This window comes from Flavobacterium pectinovorum, from assembly GCF_022802975.1.
Lineage (GTDB): Bacteria > Bacteroidota > Bacteroidia > Flavobacteriales > Flavobacteriaceae > Flavobacterium > Flavobacterium pectinovorum_B.
Genome location: NZ_JAFEVZ010000003.1, coordinates 224,468 through 247,822, shown reverse-complemented (window position 1 = coordinate 247,822; position 23,355 = coordinate 224,468). Strand labels below are relative to the sequence as shown.

Annotated in this window: 22 protein-coding genes; 18 read left to right on the top strand and 4 right to left on the bottom strand. The window is 33.9% G+C overall.

What is annotated here, in order from left to right; translation table 11 throughout:
- Positions 1-71: 71 nt before the first annotated feature.
- The gene (locus FLV_RS06050; protein WP_243231899.1) at positions 72-641 is read right to left on the bottom strand and encodes a 5-formyltetrahydrofolate cyclo-ligase; all 570 of its coding nucleotides are present in this window, start codon (positions 639-641) and stop codon (positions 72-74) included.
- Positions 628-1,608: a succinylglutamate desuccinylase/aspartoacylase family protein gene (locus FLV_RS06045; RefSeq protein WP_243231898.1), complete on the bottom strand. Its 981-nt coding sequence runs from the start codon at positions 1,606-1,608 to the stop codon at positions 628-630. Before FLV_RS06045 ends, FLV_RS06050 begins: the two co-directional genes overlap by 14 nt.
- Positions 1,609-1,743: 135 nt before the next feature.
- Between FLV_RS06045 and uvrC the strand changes: the two genes are divergently transcribed.
- From uvrC to FLV_RS06000, 9 genes are all read left to right on the top strand, one after another.
- Entirely contained in the window at positions 1,744-3,537 is a 1,794-nt protein-coding gene (uvrC, locus tag FLV_RS06040; protein ID WP_243231897.1) for an excinuclease ABC subunit UvrC, read from the top strand.
- Positions 3,538-3,623: 86 nt separating this feature from the next.
- Positions 3,624-5,900: a patatin-like phospholipase family protein gene (locus FLV_RS06035; RefSeq protein WP_243231896.1), complete on the top strand. Its 2,277-nt coding sequence runs from the start codon at positions 3,624-3,626 to the stop codon at positions 5,898-5,900.
- Positions 5,901-6,114: 214 nt separating this feature from the next.
- Entirely contained in the window at positions 6,115-7,299 is a 1,185-nt protein-coding gene (locus tag FLV_RS06030) for a homogentisate 1,2-dioxygenase (RefSeq protein ID WP_243231894.1), read from the top strand.
- 131 nt (positions 7,300-7,430) lie between these two features.
- The gene (locus tag FLV_RS06025; protein ID WP_243231892.1) at positions 7,431-7,790 is read left to right on the top strand and encodes a four helix bundle protein; all 360 of its coding nucleotides are present in this window, start codon (positions 7,431-7,433) and stop codon (positions 7,788-7,790) included.
- An 87-nt stretch (positions 7,791-7,877) separates the two neighbouring features.
- Entirely contained in the window at positions 7,878-9,038 is a 1,161-nt protein-coding gene (hppD, locus tag FLV_RS06020; protein ID WP_243232234.1) for a 4-hydroxyphenylpyruvate dioxygenase, read from the top strand.
- 294 nt (positions 9,039-9,332) lie between these two features.
- Positions 9,333-10,103: a DUF3108 domain-containing protein gene (locus FLV_RS06015; protein ID WP_243231890.1), complete on the top strand. Its 771-nt coding sequence runs from the start codon at positions 9,333-9,335 to the stop codon at positions 10,101-10,103.
- Positions 10,103-11,044 (top strand): tryptophan 2,3-dioxygenase family protein, encoded by a 942-nt coding sequence (locus FLV_RS06010; RefSeq protein ID WP_243231887.1) that lies wholly within the window; start codon positions 10,103-10,105, stop codon positions 11,042-11,044. Before FLV_RS06015 ends, FLV_RS06010 begins: the two co-directional genes overlap by 1 nt.
- Before the next feature lie 21 nt (positions 11,045-11,065).
- On the top strand, positions 11,066-12,286 hold the full coding sequence (locus tag FLV_RS06005; protein WP_243231886.1) for a M23 family metallopeptidase: 1,221 nt from the start codon (positions 11,066-11,068) through the stop codon (positions 12,284-12,286).
- A 23-nt stretch (positions 12,287-12,309) separates the two neighbouring features.
- Positions 12,310-12,930 (top strand): hypothetical protein, encoded by a 621-nt coding sequence (locus FLV_RS06000; protein WP_243231885.1) that lies wholly within the window; start codon positions 12,310-12,312, stop codon positions 12,928-12,930.
- A gap of 25 nt (positions 12,931-12,955) precedes the next feature.
- On the opposite strand, the gene FLV_RS05995 is transcribed toward FLV_RS06000, so the two are convergent.
- Positions 12,956-13,312, bottom strand: a complete 357-nt coding sequence (locus tag FLV_RS05995) for a winged helix-turn-helix transcriptional regulator (RefSeq protein ID WP_243231884.1) — start codon at positions 13,310-13,312, stop codon at positions 12,956-12,958.
- Positions 13,313-13,403: 91 nt separating this feature from the next.
- On the opposite strand from FLV_RS05995, the gene FLV_RS05990 reads away from it, so the two are divergent.
- From FLV_RS05990 to FLV_RS05970, 5 genes are all read left to right on the top strand, one after another.
- A complete protein-coding gene (locus tag FLV_RS05990) occupies positions 13,404-13,775 on the top strand; it encodes a DoxX family protein (protein ID WP_243231883.1) in 372 nt (123 codons plus the stop codon).
- A gap of 142 nt (positions 13,776-13,917) precedes the next feature.
- Positions 13,918-15,561 (top strand): glucose-6-phosphate isomerase, encoded by a 1,644-nt coding sequence (gene pgi / locus FLV_RS05985; protein ID WP_243231882.1) that lies wholly within the window; start codon positions 13,918-13,920, stop codon positions 15,559-15,561.
- Positions 15,562-15,871: 310 nt separating this feature from the next.
- Positions 15,872-19,111 (top strand): carboxypeptidase regulatory-like domain-containing protein, encoded by a 3,240-nt coding sequence (locus FLV_RS05980; protein ID WP_243231881.1) that lies wholly within the window; start codon positions 15,872-15,874, stop codon positions 19,109-19,111.
- A gap of 97 nt (positions 19,112-19,208) precedes the next feature.
- A complete protein-coding gene (locus FLV_RS05975) occupies positions 19,209-19,631 on the top strand; it encodes a hypothetical protein (protein WP_243231880.1) in 423 nt (140 codons plus the stop codon).
- A gap of 87 nt (positions 19,632-19,718) precedes the next feature.
- Positions 19,719-20,204, top strand: a complete 486-nt coding sequence (locus FLV_RS05970) for a septal ring lytic transglycosylase RlpA family protein (RefSeq protein ID WP_243231877.1) — start codon at positions 19,719-19,721, stop codon at positions 20,202-20,204.
- A 14-nt stretch (positions 20,205-20,218) separates the two neighbouring features.
- On the opposite strand, the gene FLV_RS05965 is transcribed toward FLV_RS05970, so the two are convergent.
- Positions 20,219-20,674, bottom strand: coding sequence for a DinB family protein (locus FLV_RS05965; RefSeq protein ID WP_243231874.1), 456 nt, complete (start codon positions 20,672-20,674; stop codon positions 20,219-20,221).
- 79 nt (positions 20,675-20,753) lie between these two features.
- Here FLV_RS05965 and FLV_RS05960 point away from each other — a divergent pair, with 79 nt between their 5' ends.
- From FLV_RS05960 to FLV_RS05945, 4 genes are all read left to right on the top strand, one after another.
- Positions 20,754-21,110 (top strand): arsenate reductase family protein, encoded by a 357-nt coding sequence (locus FLV_RS05960; protein ID WP_243231872.1) that lies wholly within the window; start codon positions 20,754-20,756, stop codon positions 21,108-21,110.
- Between the two features lie 298 nt (positions 21,111-21,408).
- The gene (locus FLV_RS05955) at positions 21,409-22,269 is read left to right on the top strand and encodes a YicC/YloC family endoribonuclease (RefSeq protein WP_243231869.1); all 861 of its coding nucleotides are present in this window, start codon (positions 21,409-21,411) and stop codon (positions 22,267-22,269) included.
- A 94-nt stretch (positions 22,270-22,363) separates the two neighbouring features.
- Entirely contained in the window at positions 22,364-22,936 is a 573-nt protein-coding gene (gmk, locus tag FLV_RS05950; RefSeq protein WP_243231867.1) for a guanylate kinase, read from the top strand.
- A 41-nt stretch (positions 22,937-22,977) separates the two neighbouring features.
- Complete coding sequence (locus FLV_RS05945; protein ID WP_243231864.1) at positions 22,978-23,343, top strand: four helix bundle protein; 366 nt, start codon at positions 22,978-22,980, stop codon at positions 23,341-23,343.
- Positions 23,344-23,355 lie beyond the last annotated feature (12 nt).

Below are 23,355 nucleotides of genomic sequence, written 5' to 3'. Positions count from 1 at the left end.
GCTAATAAAACTTATTTTCAAAAGAAATCTTAGAGCCAAAAACACTCGAAGTGACGTCAGTGGTGTTAGTTTCAAAACCTATAAACCTTCTCAGGCGTCACACAATAATCAAGTTTTATATCCGATTCAAAAACATCATCAATCTGCGCTACAGCTTCAAAAAACGAAAGCCCGATTTTGATGGTTTCCGGTTTACATTCAGCTAAAAATTTATCATAAAACCCTTTTCCGTAGCCAATACGATTTCCAAAAATATCAAAAGCCAGAAGTGGTACAAAAACGACTTCAATAGTTTGAGAAGGAACAGGCAAACCATTTACAGGTTCCGGAATATTGTATTCGTTTTTCTTGATTTTGGTATTGTCCGTCAATAAAAAATGAGTCATAATCCGGGTCTCAAAATCACTTTTTGAAATCACGATTTCTTTGTCCTTTCCGGAAAGCAGATGCAGAATAAACTCTGTATTTACTTCTTTTTGCTCTTCAATAGGAAGAAAAACATGGTAATATGTTTTGTCCCAAATAGGCAGTCCAATTAGTAAATTACTTATTTCAAGACTTTTTTCTTCAATATCTTCCTGAGAAAGTACCTTTCGGAGGTTTTTATAATGCAATCGCAGCTCTTTTTTAGTCGTCGGCATTGTTGTCAATATTTTTAGAGATATGGTAAATAGCATCGCCTTCATAAACGATTGGTGAATGATTGGCATTGATGACAAAACCGTCATGCGGAGCTTTTACTTTTTGCTCAAATTTACCAAAAGGGTCTGTAATAATGGCTAAAATAGTGCCTTTCGTGACAAATCGGCTTACCATATTATAATCGTGTAATAACCCGGATTGTTTTGCCCTCAGCCAGACTGAATTTTTAATATAAATAGAAGGAAAATCAGCTTTTTCAACAACATGTTTCGGGTCGAGCATATTTAAATAATGAAGCAGACGTTTGGTGCCTTTTATACCTTCATTGGCAACGGGATCATTAATGTCTAATGATTTTCCGCCTTCAAAAAGCAACATTTTGATATTGGCTTTTTCAGAAGTATTTCTAAAAGAACCATTGATGTTTTTCGAATACAAGGTAAACGGAGCATTAAAAACATCTGCCAGAAGTTTTAATTCGGGATTGTTCTCTGTAATTCGAATTTGTGGAGCATTAAAGCGGCTTGCACCTCCGGCATGAAAATCGACGGCATAATCAATAATAGGTAAAACCTGGCTTGCAATATGAAAAGCAAATCGGCTTGCCAGTGATCCTTTTTTGCTTCCCGGAAAAACACGGTTCAGGTCACGTCCGTCAGGAAATTCCCTTGATTTATTGACAAAACCATAAATATTGATAATCGGAATGCAGATGATGGTTCCTCTTGTGGGGCGGTTTATTTTTTTGCTGATAATCTGGCGTACAATTTCGACTCCATTAATTTCATCGCCATGAATTCCGGCTGAAAATAAAACTACCGGGCCATCAATTTTAGACCTTCGAACAATAATCGGGATATTAAGTTTGGTTGTAGTGTGTAATCTGGCGATTTCTACGTTGATCGTTTTGTTTTCTCCGGGCAAAATCGATTCGCCAAAAAGAACCATTGGGGCATTGTTTTTCATGTCGAATTATAAAAGCTAAATATAGAAATTATTCTTTTGATTTCGTAAATTTGAAAAGATTTCAGTGTTAAGCTTTCCAATGCGAATCGGAATGATTTTTGACAAGACTCTTTCATATCTTCAGAAATAAATATAATGCAAAAACCGTCATTAGAACTTCAAATTCAAACCCTGCCGGATAATCCAGGTGTGTATCAGTATTACGATAAAGACGGAAAAATTTTATATGTTGGGAAAGCCAAAAACCTAAAAAAAAGGGTTTCTTCTTATTTTAATAAAATTCACGATACGGCCAAGACCAATGTACTGGTAAAAAAAATCATTACCATAAGGCATATTGTTGTCCCTACTGAAACCGATGCACTTTTGTTAGAAAACAACCTAATCAAAACCCTGCAGCCTCGTTATAATGTGCTGCTTCGGGATGATAAAAGTTACCCTTGGATCTGCATTAAAAAAGAACCTTTTTCGAGAATATTTTTGACCCGAAGAATGATAAAAGACGGTTCTGAATATTTTGGTCCGTACACCAATTTCAAAATGGTTTATACGATTCTGGATTTAATCAAAGAATTGTATCCTTTGAGAACCTGTAATTATGATTTGAGTGAATCCAATATCAATTCGGGAAAATTCAAGGTTTGTCTGGAATATCATATCGGCAATTGCAAAGGGCCTTGTGAAGGCTTAGAACCTTTGGAAGAATATCAAAGACAAGTTAATGCCATTCGTGAAATCCTCAAAGGGAATTTTAAAGAAAGTTTAAAGGATTTCAGGAAATTGATGAACACTTATGCGCAGCATTTACAATTTGAAGAAGCGCAGAAAATCAAAGAAAAAATTGAAGTTTTAGAAAATTATCAATCCAGATCTACCATCATTAATCCGAAGATTACCAACATTGATGTTTTCTCGATTGTGTCTGATGAAAGTGCAGCTTATGTCAACTTTTTGCAGATTTCGCATGGTTCGATCATTCGTTCACATACTTTAGAAATGAAGAAAAAGCTGGATGAAAGTGATGAAGAATTATTAGAATTAGCGATTGTAGAATTACGTGAACGTTTTCAGTTATTATCAAAAGAGATTATTGTTCCTTTTGAACTGAATTTGGGCGAAAACATTAAAATAACCGTTCCGCAGCTTGGAGACAAAAAGCAGATTTTAGATTTATCGATTCGAAATGCCAAATTCTATCGAATTGAACAATTGAAACAACTGCAAATTGTAGATCCGGACAGACATGTAAACCGAATTATGGCACAAATGCAGAAAGATTTGCGTTTGCCTGCAGAGCCGCGCCATATCGAATGTTTTGATAACTCTAATATTCAGGGAACGAACCCTGTGGCGGCCTGCGTGGTTTTTAAAGACGGGAAGCCAAGCAAGAAAGATTACCGTCATTTTAATGTAAAAACCGTCGTGGGGCCTGATGATTTTGCTTCAATGACCGAAATCGTATACCGCCGTTACAAACGATTACTGGACGAAAACGAACCGCTTCCGCAATTGATTATTATTGATGGTGGAAAAGGGCAATTATCGGCAGCCCTGAAAAGTATTGATGAATTAGGATTGCGCGGTAAAATTGCCATTATCGGAATTGCGAAACGCCTTGAAGAACTGTTTTATCCCGGCGATTCGATTCCGTTGTATCTCGATAAAAAGTCAGAAACGCTTAAGGTTATCCAGCAATTGCGAAACGAAGCCCACCGCTTTGGGATCACTTTTCACCGTGACAAGCGTAGTAAGGCGGCTCTTAATTCGTCTGTAGAAAGTATTCCGGGCATTGGCGAAAAAACCATGCTGGCGTTAATCCAACATTTTAAAAGTGTTAAAAGATTGAAATTGGCTACAGAAAAAGAAATTTCTGATGTAATAGGGGTGTCAAAAGCCAAAAAAATTGTCGACTTTTACAAAAACAATTAGTACGTTTTTTTATGCGCCTAATCCAGCTGTCCATTTCAAATACTCGGTCAAAAAGCTTTTTTTCTAATGTAAAAAAAGGAGCTTCTATGGTCGCTCTTTTTTTACACGAAAAAATAGCTTTTCGTCTCTCGCAGTTTTCCATTTCCATCTGGGGCGTACAGACGGCTCTTTTGATACTTTTATTATTCAGTCAGGAAAAATCTTTTTCGCAGGAAAATAAACAAGACAGTATCAAAAGACCAAAAATTGGTTTGGTTTTAAGTGGCGGAGGGGCCAAAGGGTTTGCTCATATCGGAGTTTTAAAAGTACTTGAAGAAGCTGGGATAAAAGTCGATTATATTGGTGGTACGAGTATGGGAGCTGTAATCGGGGGGCTTTATGCAACAGGATATAACGCAGCACAAATTGATTCCATTTTTAAAAGAACAAATTTTGACGAATTAATTAATGATTATATTCCAAGAGCTTCCAAAAATTTCTACGGTAAACGAAATGATGAACTATATGCGATTGTCTTGCCTTTTAGTAATTTAAGAGTTGGAATTCCGGAAGCGCTTTCAAAAGGAATGTACAATTATAATTTATTGAGCAGCCTGACCAGAAATGTACGCCACGTTCGTGATTTTAATCAATTGCCAACACCTTTTTTATGTATCGGGACTGATATAGAAACCGGTCAGGAGGTATTACTGAACAAAGGAAATCTGGCACAGGCTATGGTTGCCAGTGCTGCTTTTCCGTCCTTATTTTCACCCGTTGAAGTAGACGGAAAATTATTGGTCGACGGAGGAGTTGTTAATAATTACCCCATTAAAGAAGTTCGTGATTTAGGAGCTGATATTATCATTGGAGTTGATGTACAGGATGATTTACTGAGTCGTAAAGGGCTAAAAAATGCTACCAGGATTCTGGTGCAGATTACAAACCTGCAGTCTATCGAAAAAATGAAAGGAAAAAGAGCAGATACTGATGTTTATATAAAGCCCGATATTCGTGATTTTGGCGTTATTTCATTTGATAAAGGCGGAGAAATAATCAGAAGGGGTGAAGATGCCGCTTTCGAGGTTTACGAAAAAATAAAAGCTTTGGCAGACGAACAAAATCTTTATAAAAAGCCAAAATTAAAAATAGCTTCGGATACGCTTGAAATAAAAAAAATAAACAATACTAAACTGGAGGATTATACCAAAGAATACATAACAAGTAAACTTAGATTTAAACCAGGAAGCACGATAACTTATGAAGACCTTCGTGTGGGAATAAATAATATAGATGCCACACACAATTTTAGTGCTATTTCCTATTCGCTTGAGCCAACTGGTAATAAAGATAATTTGAATCTGGTGTTGAAAGAGAATCCAACGCATACTTATTTAAAACTTGGACTGCATTATGACGGACTTTACAAAAGTGCTGTTTTATTAAACCTGACCCACAGAAAAACATTTTTAAAAAACGATAATACTTCTCTGGACATTATACTGGGTGATAATTTCAGGTACGATTTTAATTATTATGTCGAAAACGGTTTTAATATCAGTTTTGGTTTCAACTCTAAACTGAATCAGTTTAACAGGAATATAACACAGACGATTAACGACAAATCTGGTGTAAATGAAGATAATTTGATTAATGTTGACTTTATGGATATTACTAATCAGGCCTATTTTCAAACCATTTTTGTGCAAAAATTCCTTATGGGAGGTGGTCTGGAACATAAGTTTTTGAAAATAAAATCGCCAACATTAGAGACCGCTTCAACAATTGATGAGAGTAATTATTTGAGTGTTTTCGGATATTTAAAATATGATTCTTACGATAATAAAAGTTTTCCAAGAACAGGATGGTATTTTTCAGGGGATATTCAGACCTATTTGGCATCCTCTAATTATACACATCAGTTCAATCCTTTTTCTACCGCAAAAGCTGAGATTGGAATTGCCAGAACGGTTTTTAACAAAGCAACCATAAAATTCCAGTCAGATGCAGGATTTGCATTTGGAAGTGACAGTGTTCCTTTTTTTGATTATATTCTGGGAGGATATGGTTATAATAAAGTAAATAATTTCAATTATTTTTATGGTTATGATTTCCTGAGTATTGCCGGAGACAGTTATATAAAAGCCGGTATAACTTTCGATTATGAAATATTTAGAAAAAATCACCTTAATTTTTCTGCTAATTACGCCAATCTTGGTGATGATCTTTTTAGCACCGTAGATTGGATTGATATGCCTAAATATTCAGGGTATGCGGTAGGTTATGGTTTAGAAACGATTATTGGTCCCATAGAAGTAAAGTATTCATGGTCTCCGGAAAATCCAAAAGGTTATACCTGGTTTAATATTGGATTTTTATTTTAATTTGTAATTTAACTCAATAAAAATTACGATATTTGTTGTAATGAAAACAAAATGGACAGGTTTATTAGAGTATCTTCAATTCCTAATCAAGAGAAATCCTGAGTGAAACGGCCGAATTGAGATAATTAGTCAATTATAAATTGAGCTGATTGTCTGTTCACACAATTCAAATTTTTCGAATTATCTAATTTACAAATTATCTAATTGAAAAGCCATGCCATTATATCACAAACTCGGAAACTTTCCACAAAAGAGACACACCCAATTCGAAAAACCAAACGGAGGTTTTTATTATGAGCAATTGTTCGGAACCGAAGGTTTTCACGGACATTCATCATTATCCTATCACGTACACAGACCTACGCAGGTTAAAGAAATTTTAAATTCGTATTCGGTTGAACCCAAAATTGCAATCGGGAAAAATATAAAGTCACTTCTTTTTAAAGGTTTTGAATTAAAACCTGAAAACGATTTTTTGGACAGTAGAAAAGCAATGCTGGTCAATAAAGATTGTATTATTGGTCTGGCTGCTCCAAAACAATCACTTCGAAATTATTTCTATAAAAATGCCGATGCCGACGAAATGCTTTTCATTCATAAAGGAAAAGGGAAACTGCGTACAATGCTTGGAAACATTCCTTTCGAATATGGAGATTATCTGATTATTCCAAGAGGAATTATTTACCAAATCGAATTCGACTCGAGCGATAGCGAACAGGCGAAGCAAACAGAAGAAAACCGATTGTTTTATGTAGAATCCTATTCTCCTTTCTACACTCCAAAGCGTTATAAAAACCAATCAGGTCAGCATTTAGAACATGCTCCATTTTGCGAACGTGATTTTATTTTGCCAAACGAATTGGAAACACACGATGAAAAAGGTGATTTTTTAATTAAAATCAAAAAGGAAGGTATGATTCACGAAGTGGTTTATGCCACACATCCGTTTGACGTTGTGGGTTGGGATGGCTATAATTTCCCATACGGATTTTCGATTCACAACTTTGAACCTATAACGGGGCGTGTTCACCAACCGCCGCCGGTACACCAAACTTTCGAAACGGCCACTTTTGTCGTTTGTTCTTTCTGCCCAAGACTTTACGATTATCACCCAAAAGCCATTCCGGCACCCTACAATCACAGTAATATAGATTCTGACGAAGTACTATATTATGTAGATGGCGATTTTATGAGCCGTAATAATATTGAGCAGGGTCATATTACTTTACATCCAAAAGGAATTCCGCACGGTCCGGCACCGGGAGCTATGGAGCGAAGTATTGGTCATAAAGAAACTCAGGAATTAGCTGTTATGGTGGATACTTTCAGGCCGCTTATGGTTACGGAAGAAGCAATGGGGCTTGATGATGGGCAGTATTACAAATCCTGGTGTGAATAATTAGTTAATGTGTCAATTAGATAATTAGAAAATGTGACAATTTGGAAATTAGATAATTAAAAATATTGTAACTTTAAACTTACAAATAAATTATCTCATTGACACATTTACAAATTATCTAATTAACAAAAATGACTTTCAACGAAAAATATAAAGACAACGCTCTTTTAATAAAAACTTTCAATTTCGCATTAAATATAATTGACTATACAACGGAACTTCAGGATCAAAAGAAATTTGTAATTGCAAATCAGTTGTTAAAAAGTGGAACATCAATTGGAGCAAACTCAAAAGAATCACAAAACGCTGAAAGCAAAGCAGATTTTATTCATAAACTAAAAATTGCAATTAAAGAAGCAGACGAAACTGAATATTGGTTGTTTTTATGCGATGCGCATAATGATTATCCCAATTGCAAAGAACTGCTAAATCAATTATCGGAAATTTTAAAAATTTTAAATAAAATAATATCAACATCTAAGAGGAGTTAGGTAATTAGTCAATGTGCCAATTAGAAAATTAAATCTAATTAAGTTCAATTAAGGAATTATCTCATTTTCTCATTTTCAAATTATCTCATTATGAAAGAAGTAAAATCAGTAGAATACGGATTAGAAAAAATTTTTGAAGGAGCACAGGATTTCCTTCCGTTATTAGGAACAGATTATGTAGAATTTTATGTGGGGAACGCAAAACAGTCAGCACATTATTATAAAACTGCTTTTGGATATCAGTCATTGGCTTATGCAGGATTAGAAACCGGAGTAAAAGACAGGGCATCTTATGTTTTGAAGCAGGATAAAATCAGAATTGTTTTAACAACGCCTTTAACACAGGATTCGCCAATTCATGCACATCTTCAAAAACACGGTGACGGAGTAAAAGTCGCGGCACTTTGGGTCGAAGATGCTACAAAATCGTACGAAGAAACTATCAAACGCGGGGCACGTTCTTTTATGGAGCCAACGGTTGAGGAAGATGAATTTGGTCAGGTAGTGCGTTCCGGAATTTACACATACGGAGAAACCGTTCATATTTTTGTAGAAAGAAAAAACTACAATGGCGTTTTCTTGCCAGGTTATAAAGAATGGAAATCAGACTATAACCCGGAGCCAACAGGTTTAAAATATATCGATCACATGGTTGGTAATGTGGGCTGGAACGAAATGAATACTTGGGTAAAATTCTATGAAGATGTAATGGGATTTGTGAATTTCCTATCATTTGATGATAAACAAATTACCACTGAATATTCGGCTTTGATGAGTAAAGTGATGTCAAATGGCAACGGAAGAATCAAATTCCCGATTAACGAACCTGCAGAAGGAAAGAAAAAATCTCAAATCGAGGAATATTTAGATTTTTATGGTGGGCCGGGAATACAGCATATCGCCATTGCGACAGATGATATTATTAAAACCGTATCGCAGCTAAGAACTCGTGGTGTCGAATTTTTATCAGCGCCGCCTCATACTTATTATGAAGCAATTCCGGAAAGATTAGGTGTTCACATGGGGATGATGAAAGAAGATCTAAATGAAATTGAAAAGCTCGCCATCATGGTAGATGCTGACGAAGATGGTTACCTTTTGCAGATATTTACGAAGCCGGTTCAGGACAGACCAACGCTTTTTTTTGAAATTATACAAAGAATGGGGGCAAAAGGATTCGGTGCAGGTAACTTTAAAGCGCTTTTTGAGTCGATTGAGAGAGAGCAGGAATTAAGAGGAACTTTATAAAATCGTAAAAATTTTGCATATTGTAAAAAAAACCTCTGTAAATTGATGATTTTTGTGTAAATGTTTTGTTAAACTCGCCTTTTTCTATTTATTATTTAAACTTTGTATCTATCTTTGCACTCGCAAATCAGGAAGGGGTGGTTTCCTTCTTGTTTGATATAAATTTTCATAATTTATAGTTTTTTGGTTAGTTAATAGCATAAAAACTCAGTCATTCTTTGACTGAGTTTTTTTGTTTTGGTATATTTGGAATAAAATTTGCGTTTATAGCCAATAAACAGTAAATGTCTTATTATGAAAAAACTAACTCTATTCATATTAATTCTCACTACACTAAGCTTTGATACCTATAAAGAAGATGCTTTTGATGTGGGAGAATATTTTAAATTCAGAATACATTACGGAATAGTAAATGCAGGTTATGCCACTCTTGAGGTTAAAGACGCTACAGTAAATAATAAAAAAGTTTTTCATGCAGTAGGTAAGGGTTATACCACCGGTATGTCAAAATTTTTCTTTAAAGTAGAAGATTTATACGAAAGCTATTTTGATAGGGAAACAGGCCAGCCATATCGTTATATCCGAAAAATAAATGAAGGGGGTTATACCAAAAATCAGGAAGGTTTTTTTAATCAGTCACAAAACAGGGTTTTAGTAAAAGATTATAAACGAAAAACTGAAAAAACGATTGTAGTTACTGAAGAGGTGCAGGATATAATTTCGTCTTTTTATTATTTGCGAAACCATCCTAATATCGATAAATTAAAATCGGGTGAAGCCATTACAATCGATATGTTTTTTGATGACGAGATCACAAAATTTAAGTTAAAATATATAGGTCGTCAGGATATTACAACTAAATTTGGCACCGTTGAAACCATGGTTTTTAAGCCTATGGTACAAACAGGCCGCGTTTTTAAAGAAAAAGAAAGTGTAACGCTCTGGATAACAGATGATAATAATAAAGTTCCGGTTCGGATAAAAGCGGAGTTGGCAGTTGGTTCGCTTAAGGCAGATATTGACGAATATAAAGGATTAAAATATCCATTTAAAGTAAAAAAATAATGAATACCACAGATAATTCTGAATCAATCCTCAAAGAAATTGATCTTAAATTTAAAGCTATAAATCAAAAAACAGATGTTCAGCTTGAAGGGTTGCTTTGGTCTAAACCAATTACGTATTGGGATTATATCCAAACGGATGCGCTTTTAAATCTACAAATTCAACGTACTACGCTTCCTGATGAAATGGTTTTTATTATGTATCATCAGGTTAACGAATTAATTTTTAAAATGATCCTGTGGGAAATTGACCAGATTGCTGATACAGAAAATATTCAGGTTGATTTTTTTAGTGAAAGACTTTCACGAATTACGCGTTACTTCGACATGCTGACCAATTCATTCAGCATCATGGAAAACGGAATGGAAGTAGAACAATACATGAAGTTTAGAAATACACTGACACCTGCAAGTGGTTTTCAAAGTGCTCAGTACAGAATGATTGAATTTGCTTCAACAGATGTTATCAACTTGACAGACAGAAGATACAAAGCAAATTTTGATGAAAACACCGATCTGGAAACTTCTTTCGAACATTTATATTGGCAGGCCGCTGGTAAGGACTATCAAACAGGTGAAAAATCCTTTTTGCTGAATGAATTCGAAAAGAAATATAAAGGACAGTTTTTACGTCAAATGTCAGAGTTTAAAACTAAAAATATCTGGCAAAAATTTACTCAGTTACCCGAAGAGGATCAGCATAATCCGGAGTTGATTCTGGCGATGCGTCATTATGATCATACCGTAAACATAACCTGGGTAATGCAGCATTTAAATACAGCCATAAAATATATTTTAGAAAGCGGAAAAGGAAACGGAGAAGCAACCGGTGGAAGCGACTGGCAAAAATATATGCATCCAAAATACCAAAGACGCATCTTTTTTCCTAAATTGTGGACCGAAGAAGAATTGTCCAATTGGGGAAATGAGCAAACAGCTTAGTTTTCTAAAAAAAATAAAAGTTTGAAAAAAGTATTCGTAATTATAATTGTCTTATTTTCAATAATTTCGTGTAATAAATCAGAAGAGAAAGTTGAAACTAAAATTAGTAAACCAAAAGCTAAAAAGGTAGAATTTGGATTTAATTACAATGATTATAATGTTGTTCAGGATACTATAAAAAAAGGAGATTCTTTCGGATCAATTATTCAAAGTCAAAATATTGGAGAAAAGCAGGTTTATGATATTGTTGAACAGGTAAAAGATTCTTTTAATGTAAGAACCATTCGTTACAATAAACCTTATACTATTCTTCGGTCAAAAAATAAAACCAATAAATTGCAGGTTTTTATTTATCAGCCTGATGCACTTACGTATTACGTTGTAGATTTTAGGGATAGTGTTGCGACTGCTTACAAAAAAGTAAAACCGGTTACATTAAAAAGAAAAATAATAGGCGGAGTTTTAAAAAGTTCGTTATCTGAAACATTAGGAAATAATAGTGTCGAAGCTGCCCTTGCCAGCCGAATTACAAAAGTATTTTCATGGTCGATTGATTTCTTTAAACTTAAAAAAGGAGATCGTTACGGATTAATTTTTACCGAACGTTTCATCAATGGTAAAACTTACGACGGTGTAGAAGATCTTCAGGCTGCCTTTTTTGAATACAAAGGAAAAATCGTTTACGCTTTTCCGTTTGAAAAAGATACCCTTTCCGGAAAAATTGAATATTATGATGATGAAGGAAAAACACTGAAAAATTTCTTCTTAAAAACGCCAATAAAATTCAGTAGAATCACTTCAAGATTCACCATGAACAGGTTTCATCCGGTGCAGCACAGATGGAAAGCTCACAAAGGAACAGATTATGCAGCTCCAAGAGGAACTCCTATTTCGACAACAGCTTCCGGAGTAGTTGAACAAACAGGTTACACTGCCGGAAACGGAAATTTTGTAAAAGTGAAACACAACGGGACTTATTCTACTCAATATCTGCACATGTCTAAAATTTTGGTTCGTCGTGGGCAGCGTGTCACACAAGGACAAACCATAGGACTTGTTGGAAGTACAGGATTAGCTTCCGGTCCTCATGTTTGTTACAGATTCTGGAAAAATGGCATTCAGGTAGATGCACTCCGACTTAATTTGCCAACCGGAGAATCACTTACGGGTAATTACAAAGAGCGTTTCTTTAAAGAAATTGAGCCTTTAAAAAGAGAACTGGATAGTATTGGGAATCTGTAGTATTTCTAAAAAATAGTAGAAACATGAAAAACAAACGCATTAAAGAAACTCTTGATGAGACTTTTTCAGATTTAAAACTATTTTACCGGGATACTGATTTGGCTGACAACTTAATTGAAAAATACAAAGTTGGACAAATAATCAAAGAAAAAGGCTTTACTGATATGACTTCTATTGGCGGTGGCCTGTCAGGGAATTTTAGATATTTAATCGCAAGTGCTAATGCAAAAGATTTGTCTAAATTCAATCCTGATTCAGCTAAAATCGGGCATTTTCTTTTGGATGAGATTACATTTTTTAAAGTTTTGGATATTCAAAAAATCAATACTAAAACACAGGTTTTTTTACTTCATATTCCCGATAATTCACTTTCACTTTTTAAAAATTCAACTTCTAATATCGAAGAAGAAATAACGGACAAAGCCAGACAAAAATTTAGTTCCAAAATCAATGCTCCTTTAATTTTGGAATTACAAACTGAAAACTGGAAAGAAAGGATAAAATCACCAATCGGAATGAATGATCATGGCGAACTGTTTTTTGATGATGCAACTATAAAATTGGAAGAACCAAAAAGGATTGAAATCAACAAGGATAAAAAGATAATAGAAATTAATAAAAAGCCGTGGTGGAAGATTTGGTAAATGGAGATTTTTTTGCCTTTTTTAATTACTTCTTCAAATTTTTTTCGCCCCATTTATCCATTAAAATTAATATCTCTCTAAAGGACTGACCAAGTTCCGTCAGTTCGTATTCCACTTTTGGAGGTACTTCAGGATGTACAATTCTGTTTATCAGTTTATCTTGTTCTAATTCCTTGAGTTTTAAAATTAACATGCGTTCCGAAATACCAATCAGCCTGTTTTTTAATTCACTATATCTTAGTTTTTCTTCATTTAGAAGATAGGACAGGATGTTAATTTTCCATCTGCCTCCAATTAATGATAATGTAAAACCTATCCCGCAGTTTTCCTTCCAGTAGATTTCATTTATGTTATTGGTGGAGTTTTCTTTTCTAATATTCATACGTACTATTTTGTTAGTACCATACAATTATGTATGTGTACCTATTATTGTTACTTAATAAAGATATTTGCGGTAATAAAAATATATAAAAATGGAAACAATTAAAATGGTTATTCACTGGTTAAGTTATGCTTATTACCTGTATGTATTTGGTTATGCATCGCTTTTTAAAGTATTTCAAAAAAAATCCATGATGCAAAGTATGAATTCTTTGGGGTTTAATAAAATCTGGACGATTTCAATTGGAGTTTTAGAATTATTAGGGGTAATACTCATTGTGATTGGAATATTTAAGCCACAATATAAAAATGCCGGAATAGTATTCTTATTCCCATTTGCAGTTGGTGCATTTACTACTCATATGGCTCATAAAGAATATAGTCATTTTTATAATTCTTTAATAATGTGCATTCTTACGGTAGTTTTGCTGGGTACAGATAAAAATTTTAGAATAATATTATAGCAGAATATGTTTTATAATTATTGAACCAATAAAAACATAAAACGTTTTCGTAACTAATTGTTATATAATTGCAAAGCCCTCAGTTATTAAAAACTAATTTCAGTATTTTTGTGTTTCTAAAAAAAACTACAATTTTATAAAAATGGCTTTAAACACAACAAACCCAACCGGGACTGAAGCGTGGAAAAATCTTCAAAACCACTTTAGTGCAATTCAGCAAACTACAATACAGGAATTGTTTGAAAAAGATAATGCACGTGTAGAAAAATTCAATTTGCAATGGAATGACTTTTTAGTAGATTATTCTAAAAATAATATCAGTGAGGAAACCATTTCGCTTTTGTTAGAACTGGCAAATTCAATTGAATTAAAAAGTGCTATTGCTCAATATTTCGGAGGAGAAATCATCAATCAGACAGAAAACAGAGCGGTTTTACATACTGCTTTACGTGCACCGGAATCTGCCGTTATAAAAGTAGACGGAGAAAATGTAATTCCGGAAGTTTACGAAGTAAAAAATAAAATTAAAAGCTTTACAAACGAAGTAATTTCGGGAGAGAGAAAAGGATATACCGGAAAAGCGTTTACGGATATTGTAAATATTGGTATTGGAGGTTCTGATCTTGGTCCGGTAATGGCTGTGGAAGCCTTGCAGTTTTATAAAAATCACTTGAATGTACATTTCGTTTCGAATGTTGACGGAGACCACGTTAATGAAGTGATTAAAAAATTAAATCCTGAAACCACATTATTTTTAATTGTTTCTAAAACATTTACAACTCAGGAAACACTTTCAAATTCTGAAACTATAAAAGAATGGTTTTTGAAATCGGCTTCTCAGGAAGACATAGCCAAACATTTTGTGGCAGTTTCTACTAATATTCAAAAAGTAACCGAGTTCGGAATTAACCCTGATAATGTTTTTCCGATGTGGGACTGGGTTGGAGGAAGATTCTCTTTATGGAGTGCTGTTGGTTTGAGTATTGCTTTAGCCATTGGTTTTGATAATTATAATGATTTATTGAAAGGCGCCAACGAAATGGACGAACATTTCAAATTGGCAGAATTTGATCAAAATATTCCGGTAATTTTAGCTTTATTAAGTGTTTGGTATAATAATTTTTATGGAGCCGAAAGTGAAGCTTTGATTCCATACACGCAATATTTACAAAAATTAGCTCCATACCTGCAGCAGGCAACCATGGAAAGTAACGGAAAAAGTGTTGGACGTGACGGAAAACCAGTTAATTACCAAACCGGAACCATCATTTGGGGAGAACCTGGGACAAATTCGCAACACGCCTTTTTTCAATTAATTCACCAGGGAACAAAATTGATTCCGACAGATTTCATTGGATTCATAAAACCATTATACGGAAACGAAGATCATCATGATAAATTGATGTCTAACTTTTTTGCTCAGACAGAAGCTTTATTAAATGGAAAAACGGCTGCACAGGTTCAGGCTGAGTTTGACAAACAGGGTCTTTCGGAAGAAAAAGCAGCTTACTTATTGCCTTTTAAAGTTTTTACAGGTAACAAACCAACCAATACAATCCTGATTGAAAAACTGACTCCTAAAAGCCTGGGTTCTTTGATTGCTTTATACGAACACAAGATTTTTGTTCAGGGAGTAATTTGGAATATTTTTAGTTTTGACCAATGGGGAGTAGAATTAGGTAAACAACTGGCAAATTCTATTTTGGAAGAAATCAATACAAAGACAGTAAAAACGCACGATAGTTCAACTTCATTTTTGCTTAATCATTTCTTAAGCAAAAAATAATATCTTTCATATTGTTAAAAATTGAAACGCCATGATTTTTGAAAATTATGGCGTTTTTTTGTTACAAATTCTTAAAAATTCTTACAAAACCCGATTATTATTGCTTCTGTATGGAGCTGATGCGGAATTATTATTATGATTTTAATAAAAAAAATATATATTAAATTAAAAAATTATATTTTATTTATCATTTATAGATAAAATCATTTTAATGCTCAACAGTATGCGTAAAACTTGCTTTTCTTAACATTTCGATAACATTATCTGATTAATTTGTTATAATTTTGCCAAAAACAAATAACAAAAACAGATGAAAAAATTGTCAAAGTTTCTCTTAATGCTTTTAGCATTTATTTATGCAGGAGATATTTATGCGCAAGGTAACACCACCTCTTCTATTAGGGGTAATGTTTATGATAAAGATTCCCAATCTTTACCTGGAGCATCTATCCTTGCGGTACACACACCATCGGGTACCCGTTACACTGCATCAACAGATTATACTGGTAGTTTCAGTATCTCAAACATGAGAGTTGGTGGTCCTTACAAGATTGTTATTACTTTTATTGGATTCAAACCTTTTGAAGACAATGGAGTGTATCTTCAATTAGGAGATTCAAAAGATTTTAAAGTTGTTCTGCAAGAAGAATCTAATGAATTGCAGGAAGTTGTGGTAACAGCAACAAGAGATAATACTTTCAATTCGCAAAGAACAGGAGCTCAGACTGTAATCAATTCTGATAAAATTAAAGCCTTGCCATCTTTGTCAAGAAATATTTCAGATTTTGCAAGATTAACGCCTTCAGCTCAATTAAGAAATGACGATGTATTGTCAATTGGAGGGCAAAACAACAGATTCAATGCAATTTATATTGATGGAGCTGTAAGTAATGATGTATTTGGATTGGCTTCAAACGGTACAAATGGAGGGCAAACAGGAGTTAGCCCTATTTCTGTTGATGCAATCGAGCAATTTCAGGTTAGTGTTGCCCCTTATGATGTGAAGCTTTCAGGTTTTGCTGGTGGAGCAATTAGTGCTATTACCCGTTCAGGAACTAATAATTTTGAAGGATCTGCTTATTATTTTAACAGAAATGAGTCTTTAGCAGGAAAAACGCCTCCTTCATTAGCAGGAACAGAGGGAAGACAAAAATTAGCTGATTTTTCTGCGCAAACTTATGGTGTTCGTGCGGGAGGTGCTATAATTCAGGATAAATTATTTTATTTTATAAATTACGAGCGTCAGGATAACGAAACACCACAGCCTTTTAACTTGTCAACTTATACAGGTTTGTCTGCGAACAGATTAGGAGAGTTGTTGACTAAATTGGAAGGATATGGATATAATCCGGGTTCTTTTAATAACAACACAAGAACTCTTGTAAGTGATAAGTTAATTGCTAAAATAGACTGGAATATCAATGATAACCATAAATTATCTTTGAAGCACAGTTATGTTAAAGCGGAGAATTTTGCTCCAAACAGATCATCTGCTACTGCGATAAATTTTATTAACGGAAGTCAATTGTTTAATTCTACAACTAATTCAACAGCTTTAGAGTTAAACTCAAGATTTGGAAATAAATTTTCTAATAATTTAGTAGTTGCCTATACTGACGTTCTTGACGACAGAGGTGTGTTTGGTAGTCCATTTCCAACTGTTCAGATTCAAGATGGATCTAATAATCAAAGTATTTTTTTTGGTGCTGACGGTTCATCAACAGCAAATTTCCTGACTCAAAAAACATTGACTATTACTGATAATTTTGAAATCAATTCAGGTATTAATAAAATAACAATTGGTACTCATAATGAGTTTTCACAATCGAAAAATGTTTTCTTTAATAATAATTTTGGATCTTACAGATTTAGTACTTTTCAGCATTTTCTAGACGATGCAAAACCAAACAGGTTTCAAATGAATTACTCTTTAATCGGAGGTGAAGGAGATAACTCACAAGGAGCTGCTGAATTTGGAACAAAACAATTTGGATTTTATGTTCAGAATGAGATGAAAATAACGAATAATTTCAAACTTTCTTATGGAATCAGAGTTGACATTCCGGTATGGGAAGACGGACCTGTAAATGATGATTTTAATAACAGGACTATAGCAATTTTAGAAGCCGCAGGTAAAAACTTGCAAGGTGCAAAAGTAGGACAAGCTATTAAAACTTCAGCACACGTGGCACCACGTCTAGGGTTTAATTACGACTTAAACGGAAAACATTCTACTCAATTTAGAGGTGGTGTGGGGATATTTACTTCAAGATTACCATTGGTATGGCCAGGAGGAACTTATAATAACAACGGTCTTACTAACGGAGCGGTTTCTATAACAAGTCCTACTGGTATGCCAACTTTTAATCCAAATCCAAGTGTAGGTAGTCAGATCGATCAGTTACCTGCATCGTATGCTAGACCGGGTACAGGAGGTAAAGGTGGAAATATTGATTTATTCGCCAAAGATTTTAAACTTCCTCAAGTATTTAAAGCAAGTTTTGCTGTAGATCAAAAATTACCGTTTGGTTTTGTTTTTACACCTGAGATTACTTATAATGATAATATCAGTGCTGTTAAATATGAGAATTTGAATATCCGTTCTGTGCAAGGTAATTGGCAAGGAGCAGATCCAAGGCCATATTACAATGGAAACAGCAGACCTGACCCTGCTTATTTAGGGGTTTATTTAGGTTCAAATACAAGTGAAGGAAAATCATACAATCTTGCTTTTACATTAACTAAAAACTTCAGATCTGATTTTATTGACGGAAACATTTCAGGAACTTATTCTTATGGTAAATCAACTACCATTATGGATGCTACTTCTTCACAAAACAGTTCACAATGGAATAATACTGAATCAGTTAATGGAGCTAATTATTTAGGTCTTTCAAGATCTGATTTTGATCCGGGAAGAAGAGTTATTGCTAATGGTAATGCAACTTTTAAATGGAATAACTTTACTAAATCAAGACTTGGAGTATTCTATGAAGGTGCACAAGGAACACCAATAAGCTATGTTTATAATGATAATGGTCGTTTATTACAGGATACTTTTTCAAATTCAGCATTAATTTATGTTCCAGCCAAACAAACGGATATTAATTTAGTTACTACTCCGGCAAATCCTATGTCACCACAGGAACAATGGGATGCGTTAAGTGCTTTTATTGAAGGTAATGAGTACTTAAGAGGCAGAAAAGGAAATTATGCAGAACGTAACGGAGATCGTTTGAAAACCTCTCATGTTGTCGATTTAAAATTTGCTCAGGAATTTACACTTACTATTGGTAAAAAGAAACATACTATCGAATTAACAGCCGATATTTTTAACTTCACCAACCTTTTAAATAAAGATTGGGGTAAAAGATATTTTGCAACATTTGATCAGGTTGCATTACTTACGCAAGTTAATGTGCCAGGTGCAACTACACCATCTTTTAATTATAACCCAGCTACTGCTAAAACAATTGATCAGGCAGATGATGTAGGTGTTAATTCATCAAGATGGCAAATGCAAACTGGTATTCGTTATACGTTTAACTAGTTATTTAGAACGCATAAAAAAAACCCTGATTTCAATTGAAGTCAGGGTTTTTTTATAACCTTTTTTGTTATATTTGTTTAAAACAAAATATTAATCTATGTACCATTTTCTTCAAAAATTCCACTCTGGCTGGGCTTATCTGGCATTATTACTTTTAGTAATTGCAGTTGCAAATGCCATTCTTGGATTCACTTCAAAAAAAGATTTTACTGCTAAAGATCGAAAAATTGCCCTATTCGCTTTAATCGGAACGCATACACAATTGTTGATCGGATTGATTCTTTATTTTGTATCTCCGTTAGGAAAAGACGCCTTTGGTCAAATGTCTAATGCTGCACTTCGATTAACTTCATTAGAACACCCATTAATCAATATAATAGCTATTGTTTTAATTACAATAGGATGGTCAAAACATAAAAAACTAATCAATAGCGAAGCAAAATTTAAAACATTCGCTATTTTTTACGGATTAGGATTATTGCTTATTTTAAGCAGGATTCCATGGAACTTATGGTTCTAAAAAAACCAAAATGAGCCCTGTTACGGGGCTTTTTTTATCTCGGCATATTATTTGTACAAACTCCCCAAGTCTGAAAAAAAATAAATTATGAGGAATAAAAAAAATATTTTACTCTCTATTCTTTCAGTAACTTTATTTAGTTGCTTTACCTACGTTATGAGTCAGAGTAAATCTGTTGAAGCCAAGGTTTCTCAGGATACCTTAAAAACAGATAAATTAAAAATAATGCCTTTAAACGATTCTGTTTTTAGTGTTGAAGGCTTAAAATTGAAACTTTACAAAAAATCGGCTCACGCTTCTTATTACCACGATCGTTTTAACGGAAAAAAAACGGCAAGCGGAGGACGTTTTAATAATAATAAATATACTGCTGCCCACAAAAAATTACCTTTCGGAACCAAAGTAAAAGTTACAAACGAAGCCAATGGGAAATTTGTTATTGTTGAAATTACAGACAGAGGTCCATTTGTTAAAACAAGAGAGATTGATTTGTCTAAAAGAGCTTTTATGGATATTGCCAAAAATAAAGGCGCTGGTGCAATGACTGTTACAATTGAAACTGTTGAAAAATAAAAAATCCGAAAGTTCTAAACAAACTTTCGGAGACTCATTATAATTCCGGTGTGGTTGCCTTCGTGGTAATTGTTGAAAGATAATGCATCTTCTATATTTCGAAGTGTAAAACCCATACTTGTTGTATATTCAGTATAGTTTATAAAAATTTTATCAGCAAAGTCTTTTTCTGCCTGATACAATGTTTCTGAAAGCAATTTTCTGATTTCATCGACTTCGTGCTGCGAAACATCGCCTTCAGGTTTGGTGCCTTTTCTGTATTTAGCAATAAATTCGTCAGAAACGATAGAAGGAAGACCTGATAATTTATATACCAAAGCCTGTTGAGCAGCGATACAATGGGCAATATTCCAAATCAGGTTATTTTTAAACCCTTCGGGGATTTTATTTAACTGCTCTAAGGAGTGGTGGTCTAAAACTTTCAGAAGAATTTCTCTGCTTGTTTTTTGTACTTCGAAAACTGAATTCATAATTAATTTATTTTTTTAATAAAATTAGATAATTTTAAGTCTCTATGAATTTACTTTGTATTCAAAATAAACTAAAATTATGAACAAAATATATTACTTAGCTTCTTGTGATACGTGTCGAAAAATAATTAAAAGTCTTCCTGCAAATCATAATCTGGTTTTTCACGACATCAAACAAGACCCAATTACTGAAGTCGAACTGGACGAAATGTATAAACTTTCGGGAAGTTATGAAGCGTTATTCAGCAAAAAAGCACAATTGTATAAATCAATGGATTTAAAAAACAAAGCCTTGACTGAGGCAGATTTCAAAAAATATATCCTGGAACATTATACTTTTATAAGCCGTCCGGTTTTTATTATTGACGGTAAAATTTACATTGGTAACAGCCAACAGAATATTCTGCAGGTCATGAAAGCTTTAGAAGAAAAGTAACATATTATCTCGTCAGTTCGAGTGTTTTGTTTTAAAAAATACGATAGTTTTTTTTAAAACAAAATGTATCGAGAACCTTAGTGCCAAAAAGCTTCTCGATACAATTTTTAATAATAAAGCTATCGCATTATTATTAAAAATCACTCGAAGTGACGAATGCAATTCCTTAACTTGATAATATAGGTATGAATAGCCCGGCCTTTAGGCAACGCCCAAAGAATTTAAAACTTAGATGCCATGAAACTGGAAAGCTTCACTGAAAGTTTTTTAGTATCTTTGCGCCTTTATACTCAATTATATGATACAATCGATGACGGGTTTTGGTAAAAGTTCTTTGCAATTGCCAACGAAAAAAATTACTGTAGAAGTAAAATCTTTAAATAGTAAAGGTTTGGATCTGAACGTCAGGATGCCATCGCTTTACCGCGAAATGGAATTGGGTTTGCGTACTTTGATTTCGACCAGACTGGAAAGAGGGAAAGTTGATTTTGCCATTTACATCGAAAGCACTTCTGAGCAGACTTCTACAAAAGTAAATGTTCCGGTTGTAAAAAATTATATTGCCCAGTTAAAGGAAGTTTATCCCGCTGCTGATGAAACCGAACTGATGAAAATGGCGGTTCGTATGCCGGATGTTCTAAAAACAGAACGTGAGGAAATTGACGAAAATGACTGGGAACAGATTCAGGTTATCATTGATGAGGCTTTACAAAATATTTTGAATTTCAGAAAAGACGAAGGAGAATCGCTAGAAAGAGAATTCAACCTTCGTATTGGTAATATCCGTCAGTATATGAACGATGCTTTGGCATTGGATCCTGAACGTATTCAGGCTATAAAAGACCGTTTGCAGACCGCAATTTCTGAATTGCAGGTAAATGTTGATGAAAACCGTTTTGAGCAGGAATTGATTTATTATCTGGAGAAATTAGACATCACTGAAGAAAAAGTTCGCCTGACCAATCATTTGGATTATTTTCTTGAAACGATAAAAGGCACTGAAGCTAATGGTAGAAAGCTTGGTTTTATTACTCAGGAAATGGGCCGTGAAATCAATACAATGGGTTCAAAATCGAATCATGCTCAAATGCAGAAACTGGTGGTAATGATGAAAGACGAACTGGAAAAGATTAAAGAACAGGTTTTGAATGTGTTGTAAAAAGGCAGTAGGCTTTAAGCTGTAAGCTATAGGCTAAAAAAATGAAATGAATAAAAGCTTAAAGCATATCGCTTAGAGCCTAAAGCATACAATAATGAATAAAGGAAAATTAATTGTTTTTTCGGCACCTTCAGGATCGGGAAAAACAACTATAGTAAGGCATTTACTTAAACAGGAAGATTTAAATTTAGAATTTTCAATCTCAGCGGCTTCACGCGACCCACGCGGAGAAGAAATCAACGGAAAAGATTATTATTTTATTTCGCTGGAAGAATTCAAAAAACACATCAAAGCCGAAGATTTCCTGGAATGGGAAGAAGTGTATCGGGACAACTTTTACGGTACTTTAAAATCAGAAATTGAAAGAATCTGGGCTTTAGGTAAAAATGTGATTTTTGACATTGACGTTGCCGGCGGATTGCGTATCAAACATAAATTTCCGGAACAGACTTTAGCTGTTTTTGTAAAACCGCCAAGTGTTGACGAATTAAAACGAAGACTTAAAGAACGCTCTACAGAAAGCGAGGATAAAATTAATATGCGAATTGCAAAAGCTTCTGTAGAATTGGCAACTGCCCCTCAGTTTGATGTGATTATTAAAAACTATGATTTGGCTGTAGCTTTGGAAGAAGCACATCAGTTGGTGAAGGATTTTGTTTCTAAATAAATTAGTGATTAGTAAAAAGTAACTAGTAATTAGTTTGAAAAATGGGTGAAATAAAATCATATAAAGATTTATTGATTTGGCAAAAAGGAATTAAAATTGTGTGTTTGGTTTATCAGTTAGTTAAGTCATTTCCTCAGGAAGAATTATATGCTTTAACAAGTCAGTTAAAAAGAGCTGCGGTTTCTATTCCTTCAAATATTGCAGAAGGTTATGGTAGAAATACGGATAAATCCTTTAGTCATTTTTTAGATATTTCCAGAGGTTCACTGTTCGAAATTGAAACACAATTGATAATCTCTAATGAGCTTGGTTTTATAACCAATCAAACTTTATATAAAGAAATTTTAAGTCAAATTGAAGAAGAATCTAAAATGATTAATGCTTTTTCAAAGACGTTAAAAAACTAATTACTTTTTACT

What these genes read in the sequence shown, in the direction of transcription:
- FLV_RS06050 (WP_243231899.1), bottom strand. Translation starts at nt 641, where the DNA reads ATGCCGACGACTAAAAAAGAGCTGCGATTGCATTATAAAAACCTCCGA.
- FLV_RS06045 (WP_243231898.1), bottom strand. Translation starts at nt 1,608, where the DNA reads ATGAAAAACAATGCCCCAATGGTTCTTTTTGGCGAATCGATTTTGCCC.
- uvrC (WP_243231897.1), top strand. Translation starts at nt 1,744, where the DNA reads ATGCAAAAACCGTCATTAGAACTTCAAATTCAAACCCTGCCGGATAAT.
- FLV_RS06035 (WP_243231896.1), top strand. Translation starts at nt 3,624, where the DNA reads ATGGTCGCTCTTTTTTTACACGAAAAAATAGCTTTTCGTCTCTCGCAG.
- FLV_RS06030 (WP_243231894.1), top strand. Translation starts at nt 6,115, where the DNA reads ATGCCATTATATCACAAACTCGGAAACTTTCCACAAAAGAGACACACC.
- FLV_RS06025 (WP_243231892.1), top strand. Translation starts at nt 7,431, where the DNA reads ATGACTTTCAACGAAAAATATAAAGACAACGCTCTTTTAATAAAAACT.
- FLV_RS06015 (WP_243231890.1), top strand. Translation starts at nt 9,333, where the DNA reads ATGAAAAAACTAACTCTATTCATATTAATTCTCACTACACTAAGCTTT.
- FLV_RS06010 (WP_243231887.1), top strand. Translation starts at nt 10,103, where the DNA reads ATGAATACCACAGATAATTCTGAATCAATCCTCAAAGAAATTGATCTT.
- FLV_RS06000 (WP_243231885.1), top strand. Translation starts at nt 12,310, where the DNA reads ATGAAAAACAAACGCATTAAAGAAACTCTTGATGAGACTTTTTCAGAT.
- FLV_RS05995 (WP_243231884.1), bottom strand. Translation starts at nt 13,312, where the DNA reads ATGAATATTAGAAAAGAAAACTCCACCAATAACATAAATGAAATCTAC.
- FLV_RS05990 (WP_243231883.1), top strand. Translation starts at nt 13,404, where the DNA reads ATGGAAACAATTAAAATGGTTATTCACTGGTTAAGTTATGCTTATTAC.
- pgi (WP_243231882.1), top strand. Translation starts at nt 13,918, where the DNA reads ATGGCTTTAAACACAACAAACCCAACCGGGACTGAAGCGTGGAAAAAT.
- FLV_RS05980 (WP_243231881.1), top strand. Translation starts at nt 15,872, where the DNA reads ATGAAAAAATTGTCAAAGTTTCTCTTAATGCTTTTAGCATTTATTTAT.
- FLV_RS05975 (WP_243231880.1), top strand. Translation starts at nt 19,209, where the DNA reads ATGTACCATTTTCTTCAAAAATTCCACTCTGGCTGGGCTTATCTGGCA.
- FLV_RS05970 (WP_243231877.1), top strand. Translation starts at nt 19,719, where the DNA reads ATGAGGAATAAAAAAAATATTTTACTCTCTATTCTTTCAGTAACTTTA.
- FLV_RS05965 (WP_243231874.1), bottom strand. Translation starts at nt 20,674, where the DNA reads ATGAATTCAGTTTTCGAAGTACAAAAAACAAGCAGAGAAATTCTTCTG.
- FLV_RS05960 (WP_243231872.1), top strand. Translation starts at nt 20,754, where the DNA reads ATGAACAAAATATATTACTTAGCTTCTTGTGATACGTGTCGAAAAATA.
- FLV_RS05955 (WP_243231869.1), top strand. Translation starts at nt 21,409, where the DNA reads ATGATACAATCGATGACGGGTTTTGGTAAAAGTTCTTTGCAATTGCCA.
- gmk (WP_243231867.1), top strand. Translation starts at nt 22,364, where the DNA reads ATGAATAAAGGAAAATTAATTGTTTTTTCGGCACCTTCAGGATCGGGA.
- FLV_RS05945 (WP_243231864.1), top strand. Translation starts at nt 22,978, where the DNA reads ATGGGTGAAATAAAATCATATAAAGATTTATTGATTTGGCAAAAAGGA.